We start from the raw sequence: 16,670 nt of genomic DNA on the forward strand, positions 1-16,670 counted from the left end.
CGCTCTGCCATGGTGCGGGCGTGGTCAGGGCATTGCGTCGTGGAAGCAGATGCCGGAGCTGGACGCCGTGGTCGTGGCGGAGAAGACCACGGCGTCGTAGGCGACGTCCAGATCACCCGTGTAGTCCGAGCGACTGGTGTTGTCGGCCTGGAGGTTGCCGCCCTGCCACATGCGTACGGTACCGAGTTCGACCCATACGTCCTTGCCGTTGCTGCGGGTGGCCTGGTTGACGCTGCAAGTGCGGGTGGCGGCCACGCCCGCGGTGTTCATGCCGACGTGAACGGTGTACGGGACGATCGCCTGAGCGCCGTGATTGGGCAGGTGGACATAGATGTCGTACAGCAGACCGGTCGTGCCGGGCTCCGACATCAGGGACGGGTTCGGCGTCCAGGTGGCGGTGACCCTGTGCCAGAGGTCGGCGTCGCTGCCGGCTCCGCCCTTGTAGCCGTGGGTGAACCAGGCGTGTCCGTCGTATCCGGCGCCGAGCTGGTGCAGGTCGATCGGAGCGATGTCGCCGGTGGCCCGCCAGGTGCCGTCACCGCGGTCGTAGGTGAAGTTGTCCCCCAGCTGCAGGTTGAACTTCCCCTCGCTCGGCTGTGATTCCGTGCAGCCCTGGGTGTTGTCGTCCGGGTCGGGCAGGTCGTCGACGAGCAGACCTGCGGGAGCGTTGTTGCACGGACCGGCGTCGTACTGCCGGTTGAGGGCCGGCTCGCCGCTGCCCAGGGAGTAGACCAGGTTCTCGGTGGAACCGTCGGTGGAGTCGCTGCCGGCGCCCCAGTCGACCGAGCCGTGGAACCAGCAGGTCTCGTTCTCGGCGGGGCACGGGTCGCTGCCGGACGAGGCGCCCGGGTCGCAGTTGTTGGAACTGTCGCAGTAGGCGCGGTAGTTCAGGTTGAGGTTGAGCTTGCCCGCCGGGCTGGTACCACCCGTGGGGAACAGGGGCAGGGCGTACGACGGCTTGGCGTTGTACGTCAGCTGCGGGGTCTCCACCCAGCCCATGATCTTCTCTTCGTAGGGCCAGTTCGCCGGGTGTGCCGCATCGTCGTAGGAGTCCCGCAGGAACGGGGCCCGGTCGGAGGGGTAGTTGGGGTTGGCCGGGTTGTTGAACCAGCCCAGTCCGGTGTGCCCGCCGTTCTGCGAGGAGTCGGTGTAGACGCCGCTGTTGTAGCCCCACAGCGCCATGGACCAGTTCTCGACATACGCCGGGTTGCCGGTGTTGACGTTCATGCCGAGGCTCTTGAGCTGGTTCCACGTCTGGCTCAGGATGCGCACGCCGGCGGCGATGTTGGCCGCGTAGTCGGTGGCGATCGCGTACGCCTCGGTCGGCTCGTAGGGGTCGGGCTTGGCCTCGTTCATGCCCGTGGTGACCTGGGCGATGCCGTAACCGCAGTCGGCGGCGCCGTTGTTGGGGTAGTTGTGGATGCTGTCGGCGTTGCCGTAGTAGTCGCCGAGCAGCGGGTTGCCGCCGTCCCCGGGGACGGAGTGCCAGCTCGCCTGCTTGAAGTTGGACTCCTGCGCGAGGATGCCGAGCATCACCTGCGCGGGAACGTAACCGCCGCCGGTCAGCGGCAGGCGCGGGAAGAGCGTCTGCGGGTTGTAGGCGGCACTGCCGGCGCCCAGGTAGTTGGCCGGACGGGTGATGTTCAGGTCGCCGTGCACGGCCTGGTCGACGGCCCACTCGACCATGTTGGTGCTGGGCTGCAGGGCCTGCGCGTGCACGTTGTTGCGCTTGACGAGGCAGTTGGAGTAGTGGGACTGGGGGTTGGGGTCACTCGCCGTCACCCCTGACTGTGCGAGGGCGATCTTCTCCGGCTGGCCGTTGACGTCGGGTTCCACGTCGTCTGTGCCCGCGGTCACGGCCTCGGCCGTGGTGACCTGCGTGGCCGCCGGGGTGCCGCTGGTGGTGGCGAGGGCCTTCACGTCGATGAGGCCTGCGCCCTGACGGCTGGACGAGCCGATCTTCGAGGTGATGCCCTTGAGCTCCTCGGAGGCGGCCGAGGTGGTCAGCAGATGCCCCTCGCGCGAGGCGGCCAGCGGCTTGCCGGGCGCCGTGGACTTGCTGAGACCCGGTGCCTTGGCGGTGTCGATGCCGGACACGTCGCCGGCGACCAGGTCGCCTCCCCGGCGGGGATAGAGACCGAGTCTGCCGAGCGGGGCGGTTCCCAGGCTGGTGAGCTTCTTGCCGTCCCAGCGGTGCAGGACGTCCTTGCCGTGCGCCACGACGGCCAGATCGACGGCTCCGCCTGCGGACGGGGTGAGGGCGAACAGCCGCCCGGGCAGGTCGGTGAGGACGTCGGCCCGTCCGCCGGCCGAGACCTTGACCAGCCGCCCGCCGAGCACGCCGAGGTCGCCGTCCGGTGTCGGCAAGGGGTTCGTGAACTGGCCGGTGACGGTCCGGGTGCCGACGGTCTTGCCGGTGGTGGCGTCCACGTCGAAGAGTTTGGTGGTGCCCTTCCCCGAGTCCCCGACCGCGCTGCGCGTGAAGGTGACGGTGTCGCCCTGACCGCAGCCCGGGGAGAAGTAGGCGAGTTGGACCCCCGCGACCGAGCGGGTGACCTTGCCGGTGGTCAGGTCCACCACCGCGGCGAAGGCGCCGTGCTGCATCAGAGCGGGCTTGTTGGTGGCCGTGGACGGGGCGTAGACGGCCGCCGCGTAACGGCCGGTTCCGGTGGTGCAGACGTAACCGGTCCACGGCCCGATGCCGTCGAGTCCGGTCTCCGTCAGATTGGCCACCTCGCGGTAACGGAAGGACTGCGACTCGTCGGCCGCCAGGATGTGGAAGCCCGTCGAGTCGCCGGTGCCGATGACCGAGCGGTCGGTGGACGTCTGCCAGTCCTCGCCCAGCGCCTTCTTCGGGGAGGTGAACAGGTTCCCGTTGGTGTGCGGGACGGAATCCTGCGGCGCCGCCTGCGCGGACGTGGCCACCCCCGAAGCGGGCAACAGCCCCGCGGCCAGGACGGCGCAGGACAGCATGCCGATTCTGGCGGTCCGTCGAGCGGTGCGTCTGCGGGCGCCCGCACTCTTGTTGCTCCTGGTCAGTGCCATTGGGTGCACACTCCGGTGGTCCCCTCCTGCTTCCAGGTTTCCGGCGCCGGATCGAAACCCGGCCCGATGTCGGTGGCGCAGCCCTTCGCCATCGCGTTGCCACCGACCATCGGAGTCGCCTTGGCAACGTCGTCCTGGTTCACGTAACCGGCCGAGTACGAGGCCTCGCTGCCCCCGAGCTGCGGAACGTAGAAGATGTTCGCCGCCTGCGGATAGATGCTCGACTGCGGATCGACGGTGACGTACGCCCATGAGGCGTCGCAGGTGCCCGAGTAGTAGAACTTCAGGGACATCGACGTGTCGTCGATCTCCTCCAGGAGCCGGGCGTCGTCGTCGCACCCCATCGTGGCGGGGCTCTGCCCGGTGCACGCCGCACCTTTGCAGCCGGCGGCCGATGCCGCTGTCGATCCGGTGAACACGCAGGCGGCGGCCAGGGCCACAGTCAGGGCCGCGGAGCTGAGCGTGCGAAGGAGCCGGAGCCGGGACCCCGAGCCGGGCGCACGTCTTCGCATGGACACATGAATCCTTTGCGATAGGGAAGTTGGCTAATCGCTGACGCGTGGGCCGGAGCCGTCACCGCGTCAACCGACGGTGAGTTTGACGACTCAACCACCAATAGATGATCGTCGAAATCCCACAGGAACAACCAAGACCAACTAAAGAACACCCCAAGGCGGCGACCTTCGAATCGGTGACCGCCACTGGCAACGTCGACCCCAACTTGCCGCCATCTACGCCGATTTGATGCACGTGGCCTCCAGCCCTCCATCCCGACGCCTGCGCGGAATTCAACGGCTTCCGAAATCGTCGACTTGCCGACACCCACCCTCCGGTCGACCGGTTCGGCCGATTCGGGCGTGTCGGATTGGTATGGACCCTTTTACAAACGTGCAGTACCCATGTAGGTTTCGAGCACTTCACTCAAGGAAAACCTGTGTCAGGCACATGACGAGACTGATGCGTGCCACACGATGACGTGCGTGCAACACGTCGAGGGGGCGGGAGTTCATTGCGGCGTGGTAGACGCCCGGCTGTGGCCGGGGTGCTTGCCCTGTTGGTGAGTCTCGCACTGGGAGGCCCGGTCGGGACGGCAGCCGGTGCCGACCAGTCGCCACCCGCGGTCGGGCGGAAGACCGCGGACCCGGGCGGCGACAAGCCTCAACAGGACCAGTCCGACAGGGTGTTGAGTCCCGACCAGGTCCTGCCCAAGGGGTGGCAGAAGTCCGCGGACCGCGCCGTCACGGTGACGGGCGACGGCTCCGGCCTGCACGTCCTGGCAGCCGACAGCGACCAGGCCTACCAGTGGCGCACCGTCGCGACTGTGTCGGAGCCCGCCTTCGCGACCGATCTGTGGATCGGCAACGCATGCGTGACCGGGTCCGGCAAGCGAGCGGTGGTGGTCTACGCGCCCCGGAGCTTCACCAATCGGCCCGAACTGCTGGAGCACGGAGCCTTCGCCGCCGTCGTCGATCTGACGACCGGAAAGGTGACCAAGCTCGCCCACACCGTCACGCTGGCCTATTTCAACCCTGGTTGCGGCACGGGCGAGACCGCCGTGCTCACCCAGGTCGGTGACGACCGGACCGACCGGACGCGGCTGCTGACGGTGGACACCGTCACCGCGACCGTCACCCGCAAGCAGACCGAGAGCGTCCAGGTCACCTCCGCGGTTCCCGCCGGGGACGGTGTCGTGGGCGCGGCGGCAGGACGGCTGATCCGCTTCGACCGCAACAACCACGCCACCCAGCTGACCACCACCAGCGGCCCCGCCTTCGATCTGCGCGTGGACGGTGCAGGCGGCGTCAACTTCCTGGACCGCAAGGGCGACAGGGCCCGCGCCCGCCGCGTTGCGGACGGCAGGACCAGCACCCTCGCTCAAGGCCCCGTCGGTTCACTGGGACTGGCAGCCGGAACCTCCGGACGGGTCTTCCTCACCGGGACTCCCACCTCCACGGCGTCCCTGCCCGCCACCGTGCACCGGCTCAAGGCCTCGGCCCGGGCCACGGTGTCCTCCACCGGCGCGCTCGCCATCGACCAGGCCGTGTCGAAGAGCCTGCGCAGCCATGTCAGCAACCCGCTGGCGGCAACGGCCTGGAACACGGCGGCTCCCCTGCAGCTCAAGACTCATGTGACCGCGACCGGCAAGAAGCTCGCCTTCACGGTCGGCGCCTCCGGTGCCGGATCGAGGAAGGCGGGCGGGGCCGTGTCCCCGGCGCTCACGGCGTCTGCGTCCACCGCATCCGCGCGTGCGGCAACGGCCGGCGATCCGAACTCCACGGTCGACAACGACCGGACGTGCTCGCAGCCGCGCAACGACCCCAACCAGCAGGCGTACCAGCCGACCCCCAACCAGGTCGAGTGGGCCGTCGACATGGCCGTCCGCGGCAACCTCACCAGTGCCTATGTACGCCAGGGCGGCTGGCGCAGCGCCGCCGGCCTCGGCACCGTCGATCCGCAGGGCATGTTCCCGCTGCCCGGCCTGGTGGGCACCGACGGCGGCCGCATCCCGGCGCAGGTGCTCCTCGGTGTGCTGGCCCAGGAGTCCAATCTGTGGCAGGCCGAGGGCGGAGCCCTGCCCGGCCAGACCAGCTCCACGCTCGCCAGCACCAACGGCTTCTACGGCCATCCGAGCGACCCGGCGACCCCCGAGGACCACTGGTTGATCGACTGGTCCAAGACCGACTGCGGTTACGGCATCGGCCAGCAGACCGACGGGATGAAGACGGGCGAGGTGGACGAGCTGCCGGCCGCCCAGCAGAAGGCGATCGCGCTCGACTACACCTCGAACATCGCCGTGGCCGCGCGCACGCTCTCCACGAAGTGGAACGAGCTGCACGACACCGCGATCACCCCCGGCGGCATCCGGCTGAACACCGACGACCCGGCGGCCCCGGAGAACTGGTTCGCCGCACTGTGGGACTACAACTCCGGCCTCAACTACTACGTTCCGGCCAACCCGAGCGCCAACTGGGGCCTGGGCTGGCTGAACAACCCCTCCAACCCGCTCTACCCGCCGGACCGCCATGCCTTCCTGGACGGCAACACCTATGCCGACGCCGGGCATCCGCAGGACTGGCCGTACGAGGAGAAGGTTCTCGGCTGGGGCGCCTGGCCGATCGACACGGGGCGGGCCTACGCCGATGACGGCACCGCCAACAACAGCAACACCGCGGGCTATTCGCCGGCCTGGTGGGACTCCGACACCGACCGCTCCACGGTCAAGCCGGACCTCGACACGTTCTGCGACCCGCTGGTCAACGACTGTGATCCGGCCGACCCGCCCCGCTGCGAGATCGACCATCTCGGCGAGACGTGCGACCCGCCGCACTGGTACCACGCGACTCAGACCACCTGGAAGGTCTACTGCCCCACCAGTTGCGGCCATGAGTACCTGACCTACAAGACCCTCAGGACCGAACTCGGCAACGGCAACAACGGTGCCGGCACGATGTGCGACAACTCCGACCTCGGCTTCACCGTCGTCGACGACGTGGCCGGCAGTGTTCCGGCCTTCACCGACGGGTGCGGCAAGTCGGGCTGGACCAACTCCGGCACCCTCAGCTTCCACTTCAACGCCGATTCCGCGAACCACTACGAGGCCAAGGGCGATCTGCACCAGATCGGCGGCGGCTTCGGCGACCACTTCTGGTACGCCCACGCCCGCGACGACTCCCACGGTGCCTTCGCCGGCCTCACCGATCCCGACACCGACCCGGGCAACGCCTCCGGCGCCATGGCCGTCACCGGCACATGGAAGCTCACCACCCAGCGCACCTCGTGGACACGCGTGCTGGTGCACCTGCCGAACACCGGCTCCGGCAGTCAACAGGCCGTCTACACCATCCATCTCGGCGACGGCACCACGCACAATCGGATCATCAACGCCGTCTCCCACAAGAACCAGTGGGTGAGCCTCGGCATCTACCACTTCACCTCGGGCTCCGACTTCCAAGGCGTCACGCTGTCCAACTACACGCCCGAGGGACAGGCGGACAACGACGTCGCCTGGGACGCGGTGGGCTTCCAGTGGCTGCCGGCCAAGCCGCGGCACATCGTGGCCGCGCTCGGCGACTCCTATTCCTCCGGCGAGGGCGCGGGCTCGTACGACGAATCCTCGAACCAGGAACACGGCACCGTCGACTGGAACGCCTGCCGCCGCAGCAGCAATGCCTGGCCGCGCAAGCTCGTCCTGCCGGGGACGTCCGCGAGCCTGGCGCTGCTGTCCGACAACTACAGCCCGAGCGCGGAACTCGGCTTCGTCGCGTGTTCCGGCGCCCATACGTGGCAGGTGGACGGAACCGTCGACACCAGCTACTGGCAGAACGGCGGCATCGCCCAGGGAGACGGTGAGTTCCGCGAGATCCCCCAGGTGGACTCCGGCGTGCTGACCAAGGACACCACTCTGGTGACGCTCACCATCGGCGGCAACAACTACGGCGCATTCGTGAACGCGGTCACCGACTGCGCCAATCTCACCGACTGTTCCGGCAGTGCTTTCCTCGACAAGTACGAGGCACTCATCGACCAGACGAAGGAGGACATCGGCGCCACCCTCCAGGTCATCGCGCAACGGGCCCCCAAGGCCAAGATTGTGCTGGTCGGTTACCCGGAGATCCTCAGCCGCACCGTCAAGTGCACCGGCTCCTGGTACATCGACGGTGACGAGGCCGCCGATCTCGCCACCCTCGCCAACTACATGGACGACGCCCAGAAGGCCAAGGTCGACGATCTGCATGCCTCCGGACTCGACGTCGGGTACGTCAATCCGGTGTCGGCGTTCGTGGGCCACGGAGGCTGCGACAGCGACGAATGGATCAACAAGATCGTGCTCGGTCCCAACGGGGACGGCGACTTCCATGCCGGGGACCCGAACGGTGTGTGCATCTCGGCCTCCGGCGTCGGCCAGACGTGTCTGAGCCGCGAGGCCTTCCACCCCAACAATGCGGGCACCACCGGCTACGAGCACGTCGTGGAGAACGCGCTGCCCGGCCTGGGATATACGGGAGGATGACCCCGTGACCTCCGACGGGCAGCAACCGGTCGGCCGGTCGTTCGGGCCCGTTGCCCGTACGGCCGGCTGTCTCCTCATGGCGGTGACGGTCTTCGTCCTGCTCGCCGGGGTGCTGGTGACCTGGTTCTTCTTCTCCTGGCACCACACCGCACAGAGCCGCGACCACGACTCCCAAGCCGCGCTCGCCGCCTCGGCCGACCGGCTCAGGTCCAGGCTCGCGGACGCCGACGCCGACGGCACCCTCACCGACCGGGAGATCACCGAGGCACTGGAGCACCGCAGCCCCCGCTCCCTCGCCCGCGACGAGGGCCGCACCGTCGTCGTGGTGCAGGTCGCCGGATACGACCAGGCCCGGTGCTACTCGTACACCGCACTGCCCACCGGCACGGTGACCAGCGAGCCGCTCACGACCTGCCCCTCCCAAAGCCCCCGCGCTCCCGGCTCGGTGAACCCTCCGGTCAAGGGTCGGCAATGACCGCTTGACCGGGTGGCCGTGGGGCATGAATGTGGCCACAGGGGTGGATCAACACTCTGGAGGCCTCGTGAGCACATCGTCGGAACCGCGCGTGTCGGGTCTGGAGATCCGCTCCATCGACTATGTGCCGCTGGACGAACGCCACGGGAAGCTGTGGCACCTCGGCCCCCTGTGGTTCATGTCGAACGCCCAGATCGCCACGCTGGCCGTGGGTCTGATCAGCATCACCGAGGGCGGCAATCTGATCTGGTCGCTGATCGCGATCGTGGCGGGCACCGTCATCGGCACCTTCTTCATGGCGTTCCACTCGGCGCAGGGCCCGCAGCTCGGGCTGCCCCAGATGATCCAGTCGCGCCCCCAGTTCGGCTATGTCGGCGCCCTGCTGGTGTGGCTGTTCGCCTATGTGCAGTACGCGGGCTTCAACGTCTTCAACACCATCCTCGCCGGGGAGGCGATGCACACCACGGTGCACGGAGGGGTCAAGCTCTGGGTGGTCGTGGTCACCCTGGTCGCCCTCGTCATCGCGCTGGTGGGCTACGACGTCATCCACAAGGCCGAGCAGTTCCTGACGTACTCCTTCCTGGTCGTCTTCGGGATCTTCACCGTGGGCGCCCTGGTCACGCTGCACTACCCGGCCGGTTCCTTCGACCTCGGCGCCTTCAAGTGGACGCCGTTCCTCGCCCAGTTCGGTGTGGTCGCCGGCTACCAGATCAGCTGGGCGATCTACGTCTCCGACTACTCGCGCTATCTCCCGCCGGGCGTCACCGTCCGCAAGACCTTCTACTGGACGTACTTCGGCTCGGCCCTCGGCGGCATCTGGCTGATGGTCCTCGGCTCGCTGCTCGCCGCCTGGGCGGGCAAGGACTTCGACACCATCGAGTCGATCAACGCGGCGGGCGACAAGGTGTTCAGCGGGTTCGGCGCGATCGTGCTGCTCTTCGCGGTCCTGGGTCTGGTTTCGGTCACCGCGCTCAACATGTACGGCGGATCGCTCACGTTGATCAGCGCGATCGACTCGATCAAGCGGGTGCGGCCGACCCTCGGCGTGCGTCTGGTGACCATCGGGCTCACGGCCGCGCTCTCCCTGGTCGGCGCGCTCGCCGCGACCTCCAACTTCCTCGAGAACTTCAACAACTTCCTGCTGCTGGTCCTCTATCTCTTCATCCCGTGGACCGCGGTGAACCTCATGGACTACTACGTCGTGCGCCGCGGCCACTACGCCATCGCCGAGATCTTCAACCCCCGTGGCATCTACGGCCGTTGGGGCTGGCACGGCATCATCGCCTACGCGGTCGGCTTTGTCGTCATGATCCCCTTCTTCTCCGTCGGGACGCTCTACACCGGGCCCATCGCCGACGCGCTCGACGGCGCCGACATCTCCCTGTTCATCGGGCTGCCCGTCTCCGCGGGGCTCTACTGGCTGCTGACCCGCTCCATCGACGTAGCGGCCGAGCAGCGGCTGGCCGAGGCGGAGGCGGCGGACCTGGAGCGGGCGGCGCACGAGCACCGGGAGCCCTGACCGCGGCGAGATGTGACTCAAACCATAAGGTGAACGATGTCGTTTCGATAGCTGTGCGGGGTACTGTACCCATCAGGTGAACGAAACAGTTTCGTTTAGAGTGTGGGGAAGGACAGACATGGTCTCCGTACTCGTCGTCAACGACCAGTCTCTTCAGCGCCTCGGCCTGCGCTTGCTGCTGAGCGCCGAGTCCGATCTGACCGTCGTCGGCGAAGCGGCCGACGGGGCCGAGGCGGTCGCCATGAGCGCCGCGCTCCGCCCGGACGTCGTACTGATGGACATCCGCCTCGCCGACACGGACGACATCGACCTGGTCCGCCGCATCGCCCGACCGCAGCGTCTCCTCCCGACCGCCCAACCCGCCCTCGCCGAAGCGACGCAGGGGACGCAAGGGACCCCACCCCGCGTCCTCGTCCTGGCCTCGGCCACCGACGAGAGCCACGCGAACGCCGCCCTGCGCGCCGGCGCCGACGGGTTCCTCCTCACGAACGCCTCCCCGGCGGAACTGACCGCCGCCATCAGGGTCGTCGCCGCGGGCGACGCCGTGATCACACCCACCCTGACCCGCGCACTCATCGACGCGGTCCGCGCCGAGCCGGCCCCCCGCCCGCTGCGGCGCGACGCCGGGCTGGACAACCTCACCCAGCGCGAGCGCGACGTCCTCACCGCCGTCGCCTCCGGCTGGTCCAACAGCGAGATCGCCCTGCGCCTCTCCATCGCCCCGACCACCGTCAAGTCCCACGTCAGCCACATCCTCGCCAAGATCGGCGCCCGCGCCCGCGTCCAGGCGGTCGCCTTCGCCTACGAGTCGGGGCTGATCCACCCGGCGGCTTGATGGCGGCCTCCGGCGGTTCGCGGGGGGGGAGGCGTCCCGCCGTCTCGGCGGCGAGGCGCTGTGCACGGCTCATCGAACGCGGCGACGGCGGCGGGGAGTTCACCGGGTGCAACGAGGTGGCGCAGCCCATTCCCCGGCGCCGCCCCGCGGTGTTGTCGACGCCGTCCCCCGTCAGCACCCGAATGCGGATCCCCCGACCGCGCCTGCGCATACCCGCGCCGGACGTAGCTCCGGTCGCGGCCACGACCCCCTCCCCGCTGTCGCGGCAGACGCCACCGCGCCCCAACTCCCTATCGACCTGACGCCCGTTCATTCATAGGGTGTCAGCCGCCACTCGTCGATCGGCCCATCGCCTTCCCGCCGCGGACTCCGGAGGACCGGATGCAGACCGACAGATTTGTCAAGTTCCTGACAGCCTTGACCCTGTCCTTCGCGCTGCTCAACACGGCACCGTCCGCCGTAGCCACAGAACGGCCTCCCGCCGACTCCCCCGTCGACCTGACCGCGCACACCGCTCCCCCACTCACCGACACCTGGCAACCACCCCTCTCCACCCGCGGCCGCTACATCGTCGACGCCCAGGGCCACCGCTTCCGCCTCAAGTCGGCCAACTGGGACGGCGCTCAGGGCTCCTGGACCGGAAGCGGCAGCACCGCCGATCCCGCCAACCACCACGCCGGCCAGAACTCGTACGGCATCCCTCTCGGCCTGGACCGCGCCCCGCTGTCCGACCTCCTCGCCGACTTCCACGAACTCGGCATCAACAGCATCCGGCTGCCGTTCTCCAACGAGATGATCCACGCGACAACTCCCGTACCGGACACGGCAGTCGCCGCCAATCCGCAGCTGCGCGGCAAGACGCCCCTGGAGGTCTACGACGCGGTCGTGGCCGCCCTCACCGGCGACGGGTTCGCCGTCGTCCTGAACAACCACACCAACACGACGCGTTGGTGCTGCGGCATCGACGGCAACGAACGCTGGAACAGCAGCCAGTCCACCGCGCAGTGGGCGGACGACTGGGTCTTCATGGCCCGTAGGTACAGGGCCGATCCGCGGGTCGTGGGCGCCGATCTCTACAACGAGGTACGCCGCGACATCCTCGACGACCCCAACTGGGGCCTCGGCGACGAGCACGACTGGTACGCCGCCGCCCAACTCGCCGCGGACCGCATCCTCACCGAGGCGAACCCGGACCTGCTCATCGTCGTGGAAGGCATCAACTGGACCGGCCTGCCCGTCGACGGACTGCCGCACGACCGCCCCACCCTCGCGCCCGCACGCACGCTGTCGCACACCCTCGTCGACGCCCACAAGCTGGTCTACTCCGCGCACTTCTACGGCTACACGGGCCCCCGGCACAGCGGCGCCACCGGAGTCGGTGAGACCCACGACCCGCGCTACCAGGACCTGACCCGCGACCAGCTGTACCAAGTCCTCGGCGACCAGGCCTTCTTCGTCACCACGGAGGGGCAGCACTACACCGCGCCCGTGTGGATCAGCGAGTTCGGCGTCGGCGCGAACGAGACGGGAGCGGCGGCCCGAACCTGGTTCGGCAACATCACCGACTACTTCGCCGACCACGACGCGGACTTCGCGTACTGGCCGCTGGTCGGCTGGGAGGGCCACGACGACTGGGCGCTGCTGCGCTACGACACGGCCGGGCACCGGTACGGCATCCTCGACCAGGACGACTGGCGGGCCCCTGCCTGGAACCATCTCATGACCGCCGCGAGCCGCACCGGCGACGTCCCGCAGGCGCCCGTGTGGCGCATGCTCGCCACCGACCACGGCGACGCCGTGGAGTCGCTGCGGGTGCGCGGCGGCGGCGACTGGGACTCCGGCGCCTACAAGGCGGTGTGCCCCGACGGCCTGCGGCTGACAGGCCTCAGTCACACCGGCGGGCGCGGCCTGTGCACCGACACGACGGCCGGCGACCTGCGCGCTGCCGGCGACACTCAGACCGTCGTCACCGACGAACGCCATGTCCCCGCGGGCGGCGACTGGGCCGGCGGCTACACCAAACTCCAGTGCCCCGCAGGGCAGTTCCTCATCGGCTACAGCCGCCGCGGTGAGCGCGTGTCGGCGGCTCTGTGCGTACCCGCCCGCGTCCCGCTGGGCCTCTCCGGCCGGACCGTGTGGTTCGACCGCTCCGACAACCGGCCCTCCGACGGGGCGGGCGGTGACTTCGCGCAGGGGCACTACAAGGGGCAGTGCGCCGCCGACGAGTACGCCGCCGGCATCGCGTTCACCACGCGTCTGGGCAGTTCACCGGGCCCCGCGGCCCTGTTGTGCAGCCCGCTGCGCCCGTGACAGGCACCCGTCGGTGATCGTGCCGCGTCTCGGAACTCCCGCGAATTTGTCCGTGATCAGTAACAGCCGGATCCCGCGCCACTCGATCTTCGTCCTGACAGGTGCACGAACACCACCGGGACGGCAGGGAGCGGAGCGGACATGGCACGGCATGGCGGGCGGGGATGGTACGGCCGGGTGATCGCGGCGGCGGTCGGGGTGACCGCGGTGGCGGCTGCCACCTCGGTGTGGACCGCGCAGGCCGGTCCCGTCGACGAGCAGGCGGGAGCCTCGGCGCACCCCTCCGCTCCGCGCACGGTCCCGGTGTCCATCGCCCATGCCTCGGACAAGGGGCCGCACGGCGTCAACATCACCATCGACGACGGCCCCGACCCGGTCTGGACGCCGCAGGTCCTCCAAGTGCTTGAGGAGAACGGCGTGAAGGCCACGTTCTGCATGGTCGGCACCCAGGCGCAGGCCCACCCGGATCTGGTCAAGGCCGTGGTGGCGGCCGGGCACCGGCTGTGCGACCACACCGTGTCGCACGACACCACCATGGACAAGAAGGCCGAGTCGTACCAGTCCCAGCAGATCCTGGACGCCGCGGACATGATCACCAAGGCCTCCGGGGGCGTACGGCCGCAGTACTACCGCGCGCCGGGCGGCGCGTTCACGCCGTACAGCCGGAGCCTCGCGGCCAAGCAGGGGATGCGCCCGCTGGGCTGGAACGTGGACACCAAGGACTTCGAGCGCCCCGGCACCGAGGCCATCGTCGCCACCGTCAGGAGCGAGGTGGCCAACGGCCCGACGATCCTCTTCCACGACGCCGGCGGCGACCGTTCACAGACCGTCGCCGCCCTGCGCGAATGCCTGCCCTGGCTGAAGCAGCAGGGCTACTCCTTCGGCTTCCCGGTGCGCTGAGGGACGGCGCCTCGGTCCGCCCGGGTACCTGCCGCCCAGGTGCCCGCCGGCCTCTCCCCTTCTGCCGCTGCGTGACACGATGGCCGGACACACAGATCGGGGAGGCCGCCAGCATGATCATCTTCGGTACCAAGGGGTACCTCTACCAGCTCGCGATCCTGACGCTGGTGTGCGGCAACTGCGGCAATCCCTCCGCCCACACGCTCAAGAAGCACGTCACCAAGTTCACGCTGTTCTTCGTGCCCCTGTTCCCGATCTCGACGAAGTACTCGACGCAGTGCACCTTCTGCGGCACGGAGCACAAGCTGACCAGGGAACAGGCCGACCAGATGCAGGCGCAGGCCGCCGGCGGTCGGAGCGGCCAGTCCTACGGGCAGCCGCAGCAGCCGCATCAGCACTGAGCCCGGCGCCCGGCGCAGCGCGGATTCGATCAACCGTGTTCGAGACCTTGACGTTCCGCGGAGGCTTCCATTAGTTCTTAAATTAATTCGTGACCTCACAGGACGGCGAGCCCCGACCCCCCTCAAGGAGACGCCCATGTCCACGTCTGCCTCCCTGCCGCCGGCGCAGCCGTTCCCGCAGGAGCCGGACCGTGCCCCGCTCAGCCGCCGTACGTTCATGGCCGCCGCTGCCGTGACCGCGGCGGGCTCCGCGCTCGCTCTGCCGGGACAGGCGAGCGCCGACGCGGGCGGCCACCACGGCGCCGACAAGGTCGAGGTGACCTGGAGTTCGGAGTCCACGGCGCCCGGCTACGCCCCCAAGAGCGCCACCTGGTACACGGATCCGGCGACCGGCCTCGCCTCGGTCGCGCACAGACTCAGCCGGCAGGACGACCTCGCGCTGACCCCGGCGGGCAGGGACTTCGGCACGGTGATCAACGTCGACCCGGGAAAGACGTACCAGCGCATGCTCGGCGTCGGCGTCTCCATGGAGGACTCGACCATCCACAACCTGTCGTTGATGAGCAAGGGCGCCCGCACCAAGGCCCTTCGCGCGCTCTTCGACCCCCGCGAGGGCGCCGGTTTCGACCTCACCCGTATCTGCTTCGGCACGTCCGACTTCACGCACGGCGAGTTCTACACGTACGACGACGGCCCGGCCGATCCGACGCTGTCGCGGTTCTCCATTCAGAGGGACATCGACAACCACATCATCTCGACCCTCAAGGAGGCCCTCCGGATCAATCCGGAGCTCACCATCTGCGGCACCGCCTGGACCGCCCCGGCCTGGATGAAGGACAACAACAGCCTCATCGACGGCCACCTGCTCGACGAGCACGTCCCCACCCTCGCCCGCTACTACCGCAAGGTCGTCCAGGCGTATGCCGGCCAGGGCATCCACATCCACGCCGTGACGCCCCAGAACGAACCGGGCTGGCCCGCGGGCCACTACCCGAGCATGCTCGTCTCGGCGCAGCAGGCGAAGCGGTTCGTCGAGGCACTGCGCGAGGAGTTCGACGCGCACGGCATCACCACGCGGATCTGGGCGTGGGACTGGAACTTCGGCGACACCGGGTCCTATCTCGGTGACATGTTCGGCAGCAGGGACGCCGGCTACACCGACACCTACCGCGACACCGACGGCATCGCCTGGCACGACTACTCCGGGGACCCGAGCACGATGTCGCTGATGAAGACCAGCTACCCCGACCTGGACATGGTGCTGACCGAGCGGATGCTGTGGGGCACGGAGGGCGCCGACCGCATCGCCCGCTATCTGCGCAGCTGGTCGACGGGTTACATCTCGTGGGTCACGCTGCTCGACCAGAACCGGGCCACCCAGCAGTTCGGCACGCCCGACCCGACCCCGTTCGTGCAGAGCCTCGACGACCGCGACCTCTACTGGGCCCTGCCCGAGTACTACTTCTTCGCCCAGTTCTCGAAGTTCATCCACCGCGGCGCCCACCGGATCTTCAGCGACTACGGCAACACCGGCACCGTCAGCACGGTCGCCTACCGCAACCCGGACGGCACGGTCGCGACCGTCGTCGTCAACGGCACTGCCACGGCACAGGACTTCACCCTGCGCAGCGGCCGGCAGCAGCTCACGCACACCCTGCCGGCGAAGACCGTCGGTACGTACGTCTGGACGCCGCCGGGTTCGCGCGGCACGACGACCGACGCGTACCAGCCCGTGCAGGCCGAGGCGTACGACGCCGCCTCCGGTGTCGCCGTCGAGGTCACCGGGGACACCGGCGGCGGCGAGGACGTCGGCTCGGTGGGCGACGGCGACTGGGTCGCGTACGGCAGGGTCGCGTTCGGCGCGAAGGGAGCGACGCGGGTCCGCGTGCGGCTCGCGTCCGGTGCCGCCGACGGTGTCGGCGGCCGCATCGACATCCGGCTCAACTCCCGTACCGCCGAACCCGTCGGCAGCATCGAGGTGACCGGCACGGGCGGCTGGCAGACCTGGACCACGAAGAGCACGGCCGTCTCCGGGGTCACCGGCACCCACACCGTGTATCTGACCTTCGCGAGCGACCAGTCCGGCGACTTCGTCAACGTCAACTGGTTCGCGTTCGACCACTGAGCCCGCTGAGCCGCCCGCTCAACTCCCTTGGCCCGCCGGGCCCGTAGGC

At 69.0% G+C, this 16,670-nt stretch carries 10 protein-coding genes; 8 read left to right on the forward strand and 2 right to left on the reverse strand.

Annotated features, from left to right (window positions below):
* Positions 1–24: 24 nt before the first annotated feature.
* Both MQN93_RS22850 and MQN93_RS22855 read right to left on the reverse strand, forming a co-directional pair.
* The gene (locus MQN93_RS22850; RefSeq protein ID WP_242711043.1) at positions 25–3,045 is read right to left on the reverse strand and encodes a hypothetical protein; all 3,021 of its coding nucleotides are present in this window, start codon (positions 3,043–3,045) and stop codon (positions 25–27) included.
* Complete coding sequence (locus tag MQN93_RS22855) at positions 3,036–3,557, reverse strand: DUF2690 domain-containing protein (protein WP_016433498.1); 522 nt, start codon at positions 3,555–3,557, stop codon at positions 3,036–3,038. Before MQN93_RS22855 ends, MQN93_RS22850 begins: the two co-directional genes overlap by 10 nt.
* Before the next feature lie 545 nt (positions 3,558–4,102).
* Between MQN93_RS22855 and MQN93_RS22860 the strand changes: the two genes are divergently transcribed.
* The 8 genes from MQN93_RS22860 (at position 4,103) to MQN93_RS22895 (ending at position 16,621) form a co-directional block, all read left to right on the forward strand.
* Positions 4,103–8,056, forward strand: a complete 3,954-nt coding sequence (locus MQN93_RS22860; protein WP_242711044.1) for a golvesin C-terminal-like domain-containing protein — start codon at positions 4,103–4,105, stop codon at positions 8,054–8,056.
* Between the two features lie 4 nt (positions 8,057–8,060).
* The gene (locus MQN93_RS22865; protein ID WP_242711045.1) at positions 8,061–8,531 is read left to right on the forward strand and encodes a hypothetical protein; all 471 of its coding nucleotides are present in this window, start codon (positions 8,061–8,063) and stop codon (positions 8,529–8,531) included.
* Positions 8,532–8,598: 67 nt separating this feature from the next.
* Entirely contained in the window at positions 8,599–10,050 is a 1,452-nt protein-coding gene (locus MQN93_RS22870; protein ID WP_016433501.1) for a purine-cytosine permease family protein, read from the forward strand.
* A 118-nt stretch (positions 10,051–10,168) separates the two neighbouring features.
* Positions 10,169–10,885: a LuxR C-terminal-related transcriptional regulator gene (locus MQN93_RS22875; RefSeq protein WP_242711046.1), complete on the forward strand. Its 717-nt coding sequence runs from the start codon at positions 10,169–10,171 to the stop codon at positions 10,883–10,885.
* 381 nt (positions 10,886–11,266) lie between these two features.
* Positions 11,267–13,195: a glycoside hydrolase family 5 protein gene (locus tag MQN93_RS22880; protein WP_242711047.1), complete on the forward strand. Its 1,929-nt coding sequence runs from the start codon at positions 11,267–11,269 to the stop codon at positions 13,193–13,195.
* A 141-nt stretch (positions 13,196–13,336) separates the two neighbouring features.
* Positions 13,337–14,095, forward strand: a complete 759-nt coding sequence (locus MQN93_RS22885) for a polysaccharide deacetylase family protein (RefSeq protein WP_242711048.1) — start codon at positions 13,337–13,339, stop codon at positions 14,093–14,095.
* 113 nt (positions 14,096–14,208) lie between these two features.
* The gene (locus MQN93_RS22890) at positions 14,209–14,496 is read left to right on the forward strand and encodes a zinc-ribbon domain-containing protein (protein WP_242711049.1); all 288 of its coding nucleotides are present in this window, start codon (positions 14,209–14,211) and stop codon (positions 14,494–14,496) included.
* Between the two features lie 136 nt (positions 14,497–14,632).
* A complete protein-coding gene (locus MQN93_RS22895) occupies positions 14,633–16,621 on the forward strand; it encodes a carbohydrate-binding protein (protein ID WP_242711050.1) in 1,989 nt (662 codons plus the stop codon).
* Positions 16,622–16,670: the final 49 nt, after the last annotated feature.

It is taken from the genome of Streptomyces spinosisporus, from assembly GCF_022698145.1.
Taxonomy (GTDB): domain Bacteria; phylum Actinomycetota; class Actinomycetes; order Streptomycetales; family Streptomycetaceae; genus Streptomyces; species Streptomyces spinosisporus.

Bases quoted from the DNA above. Each gene is read 5' to 3' on its own strand.
- MQN93_RS22850 (WP_242711043.1), bottom strand. From the start codon at position 3,045: ATGGCACTGACCAGGAGCAACAAGAGTGCGGGCGCCCGCAGACGCACC.
- MQN93_RS22855 (WP_016433498.1), bottom strand. From the start codon at position 3,557: ATGCGAAGACGTGCGCCCGGCTCGGGGTCCCGGCTCCGGCTCCTTCGC.
- MQN93_RS22875 (WP_242711046.1), top strand. From the start codon at position 10,169: ATGGTCTCCGTACTCGTCGTCAACGACCAGTCTCTTCAGCGCCTCGGC.
- MQN93_RS22880 (WP_242711047.1), top strand. From the start codon at position 11,267: ATGCAGACCGACAGATTTGTCAAGTTCCTGACAGCCTTGACCCTGTCC.
- MQN93_RS22885 (WP_242711048.1), top strand. From the start codon at position 13,337: ATGGCACGGCATGGCGGGCGGGGATGGTACGGCCGGGTGATCGCGGCG.
- MQN93_RS22890 (WP_242711049.1), top strand. From the start codon at position 14,209: ATGATCATCTTCGGTACCAAGGGGTACCTCTACCAGCTCGCGATCCTG.
- MQN93_RS22895 (WP_242711050.1), top strand. From the start codon at position 14,633: ATGTCCACGTCTGCCTCCCTGCCGCCGGCGCAGCCGTTCCCGCAGGAG.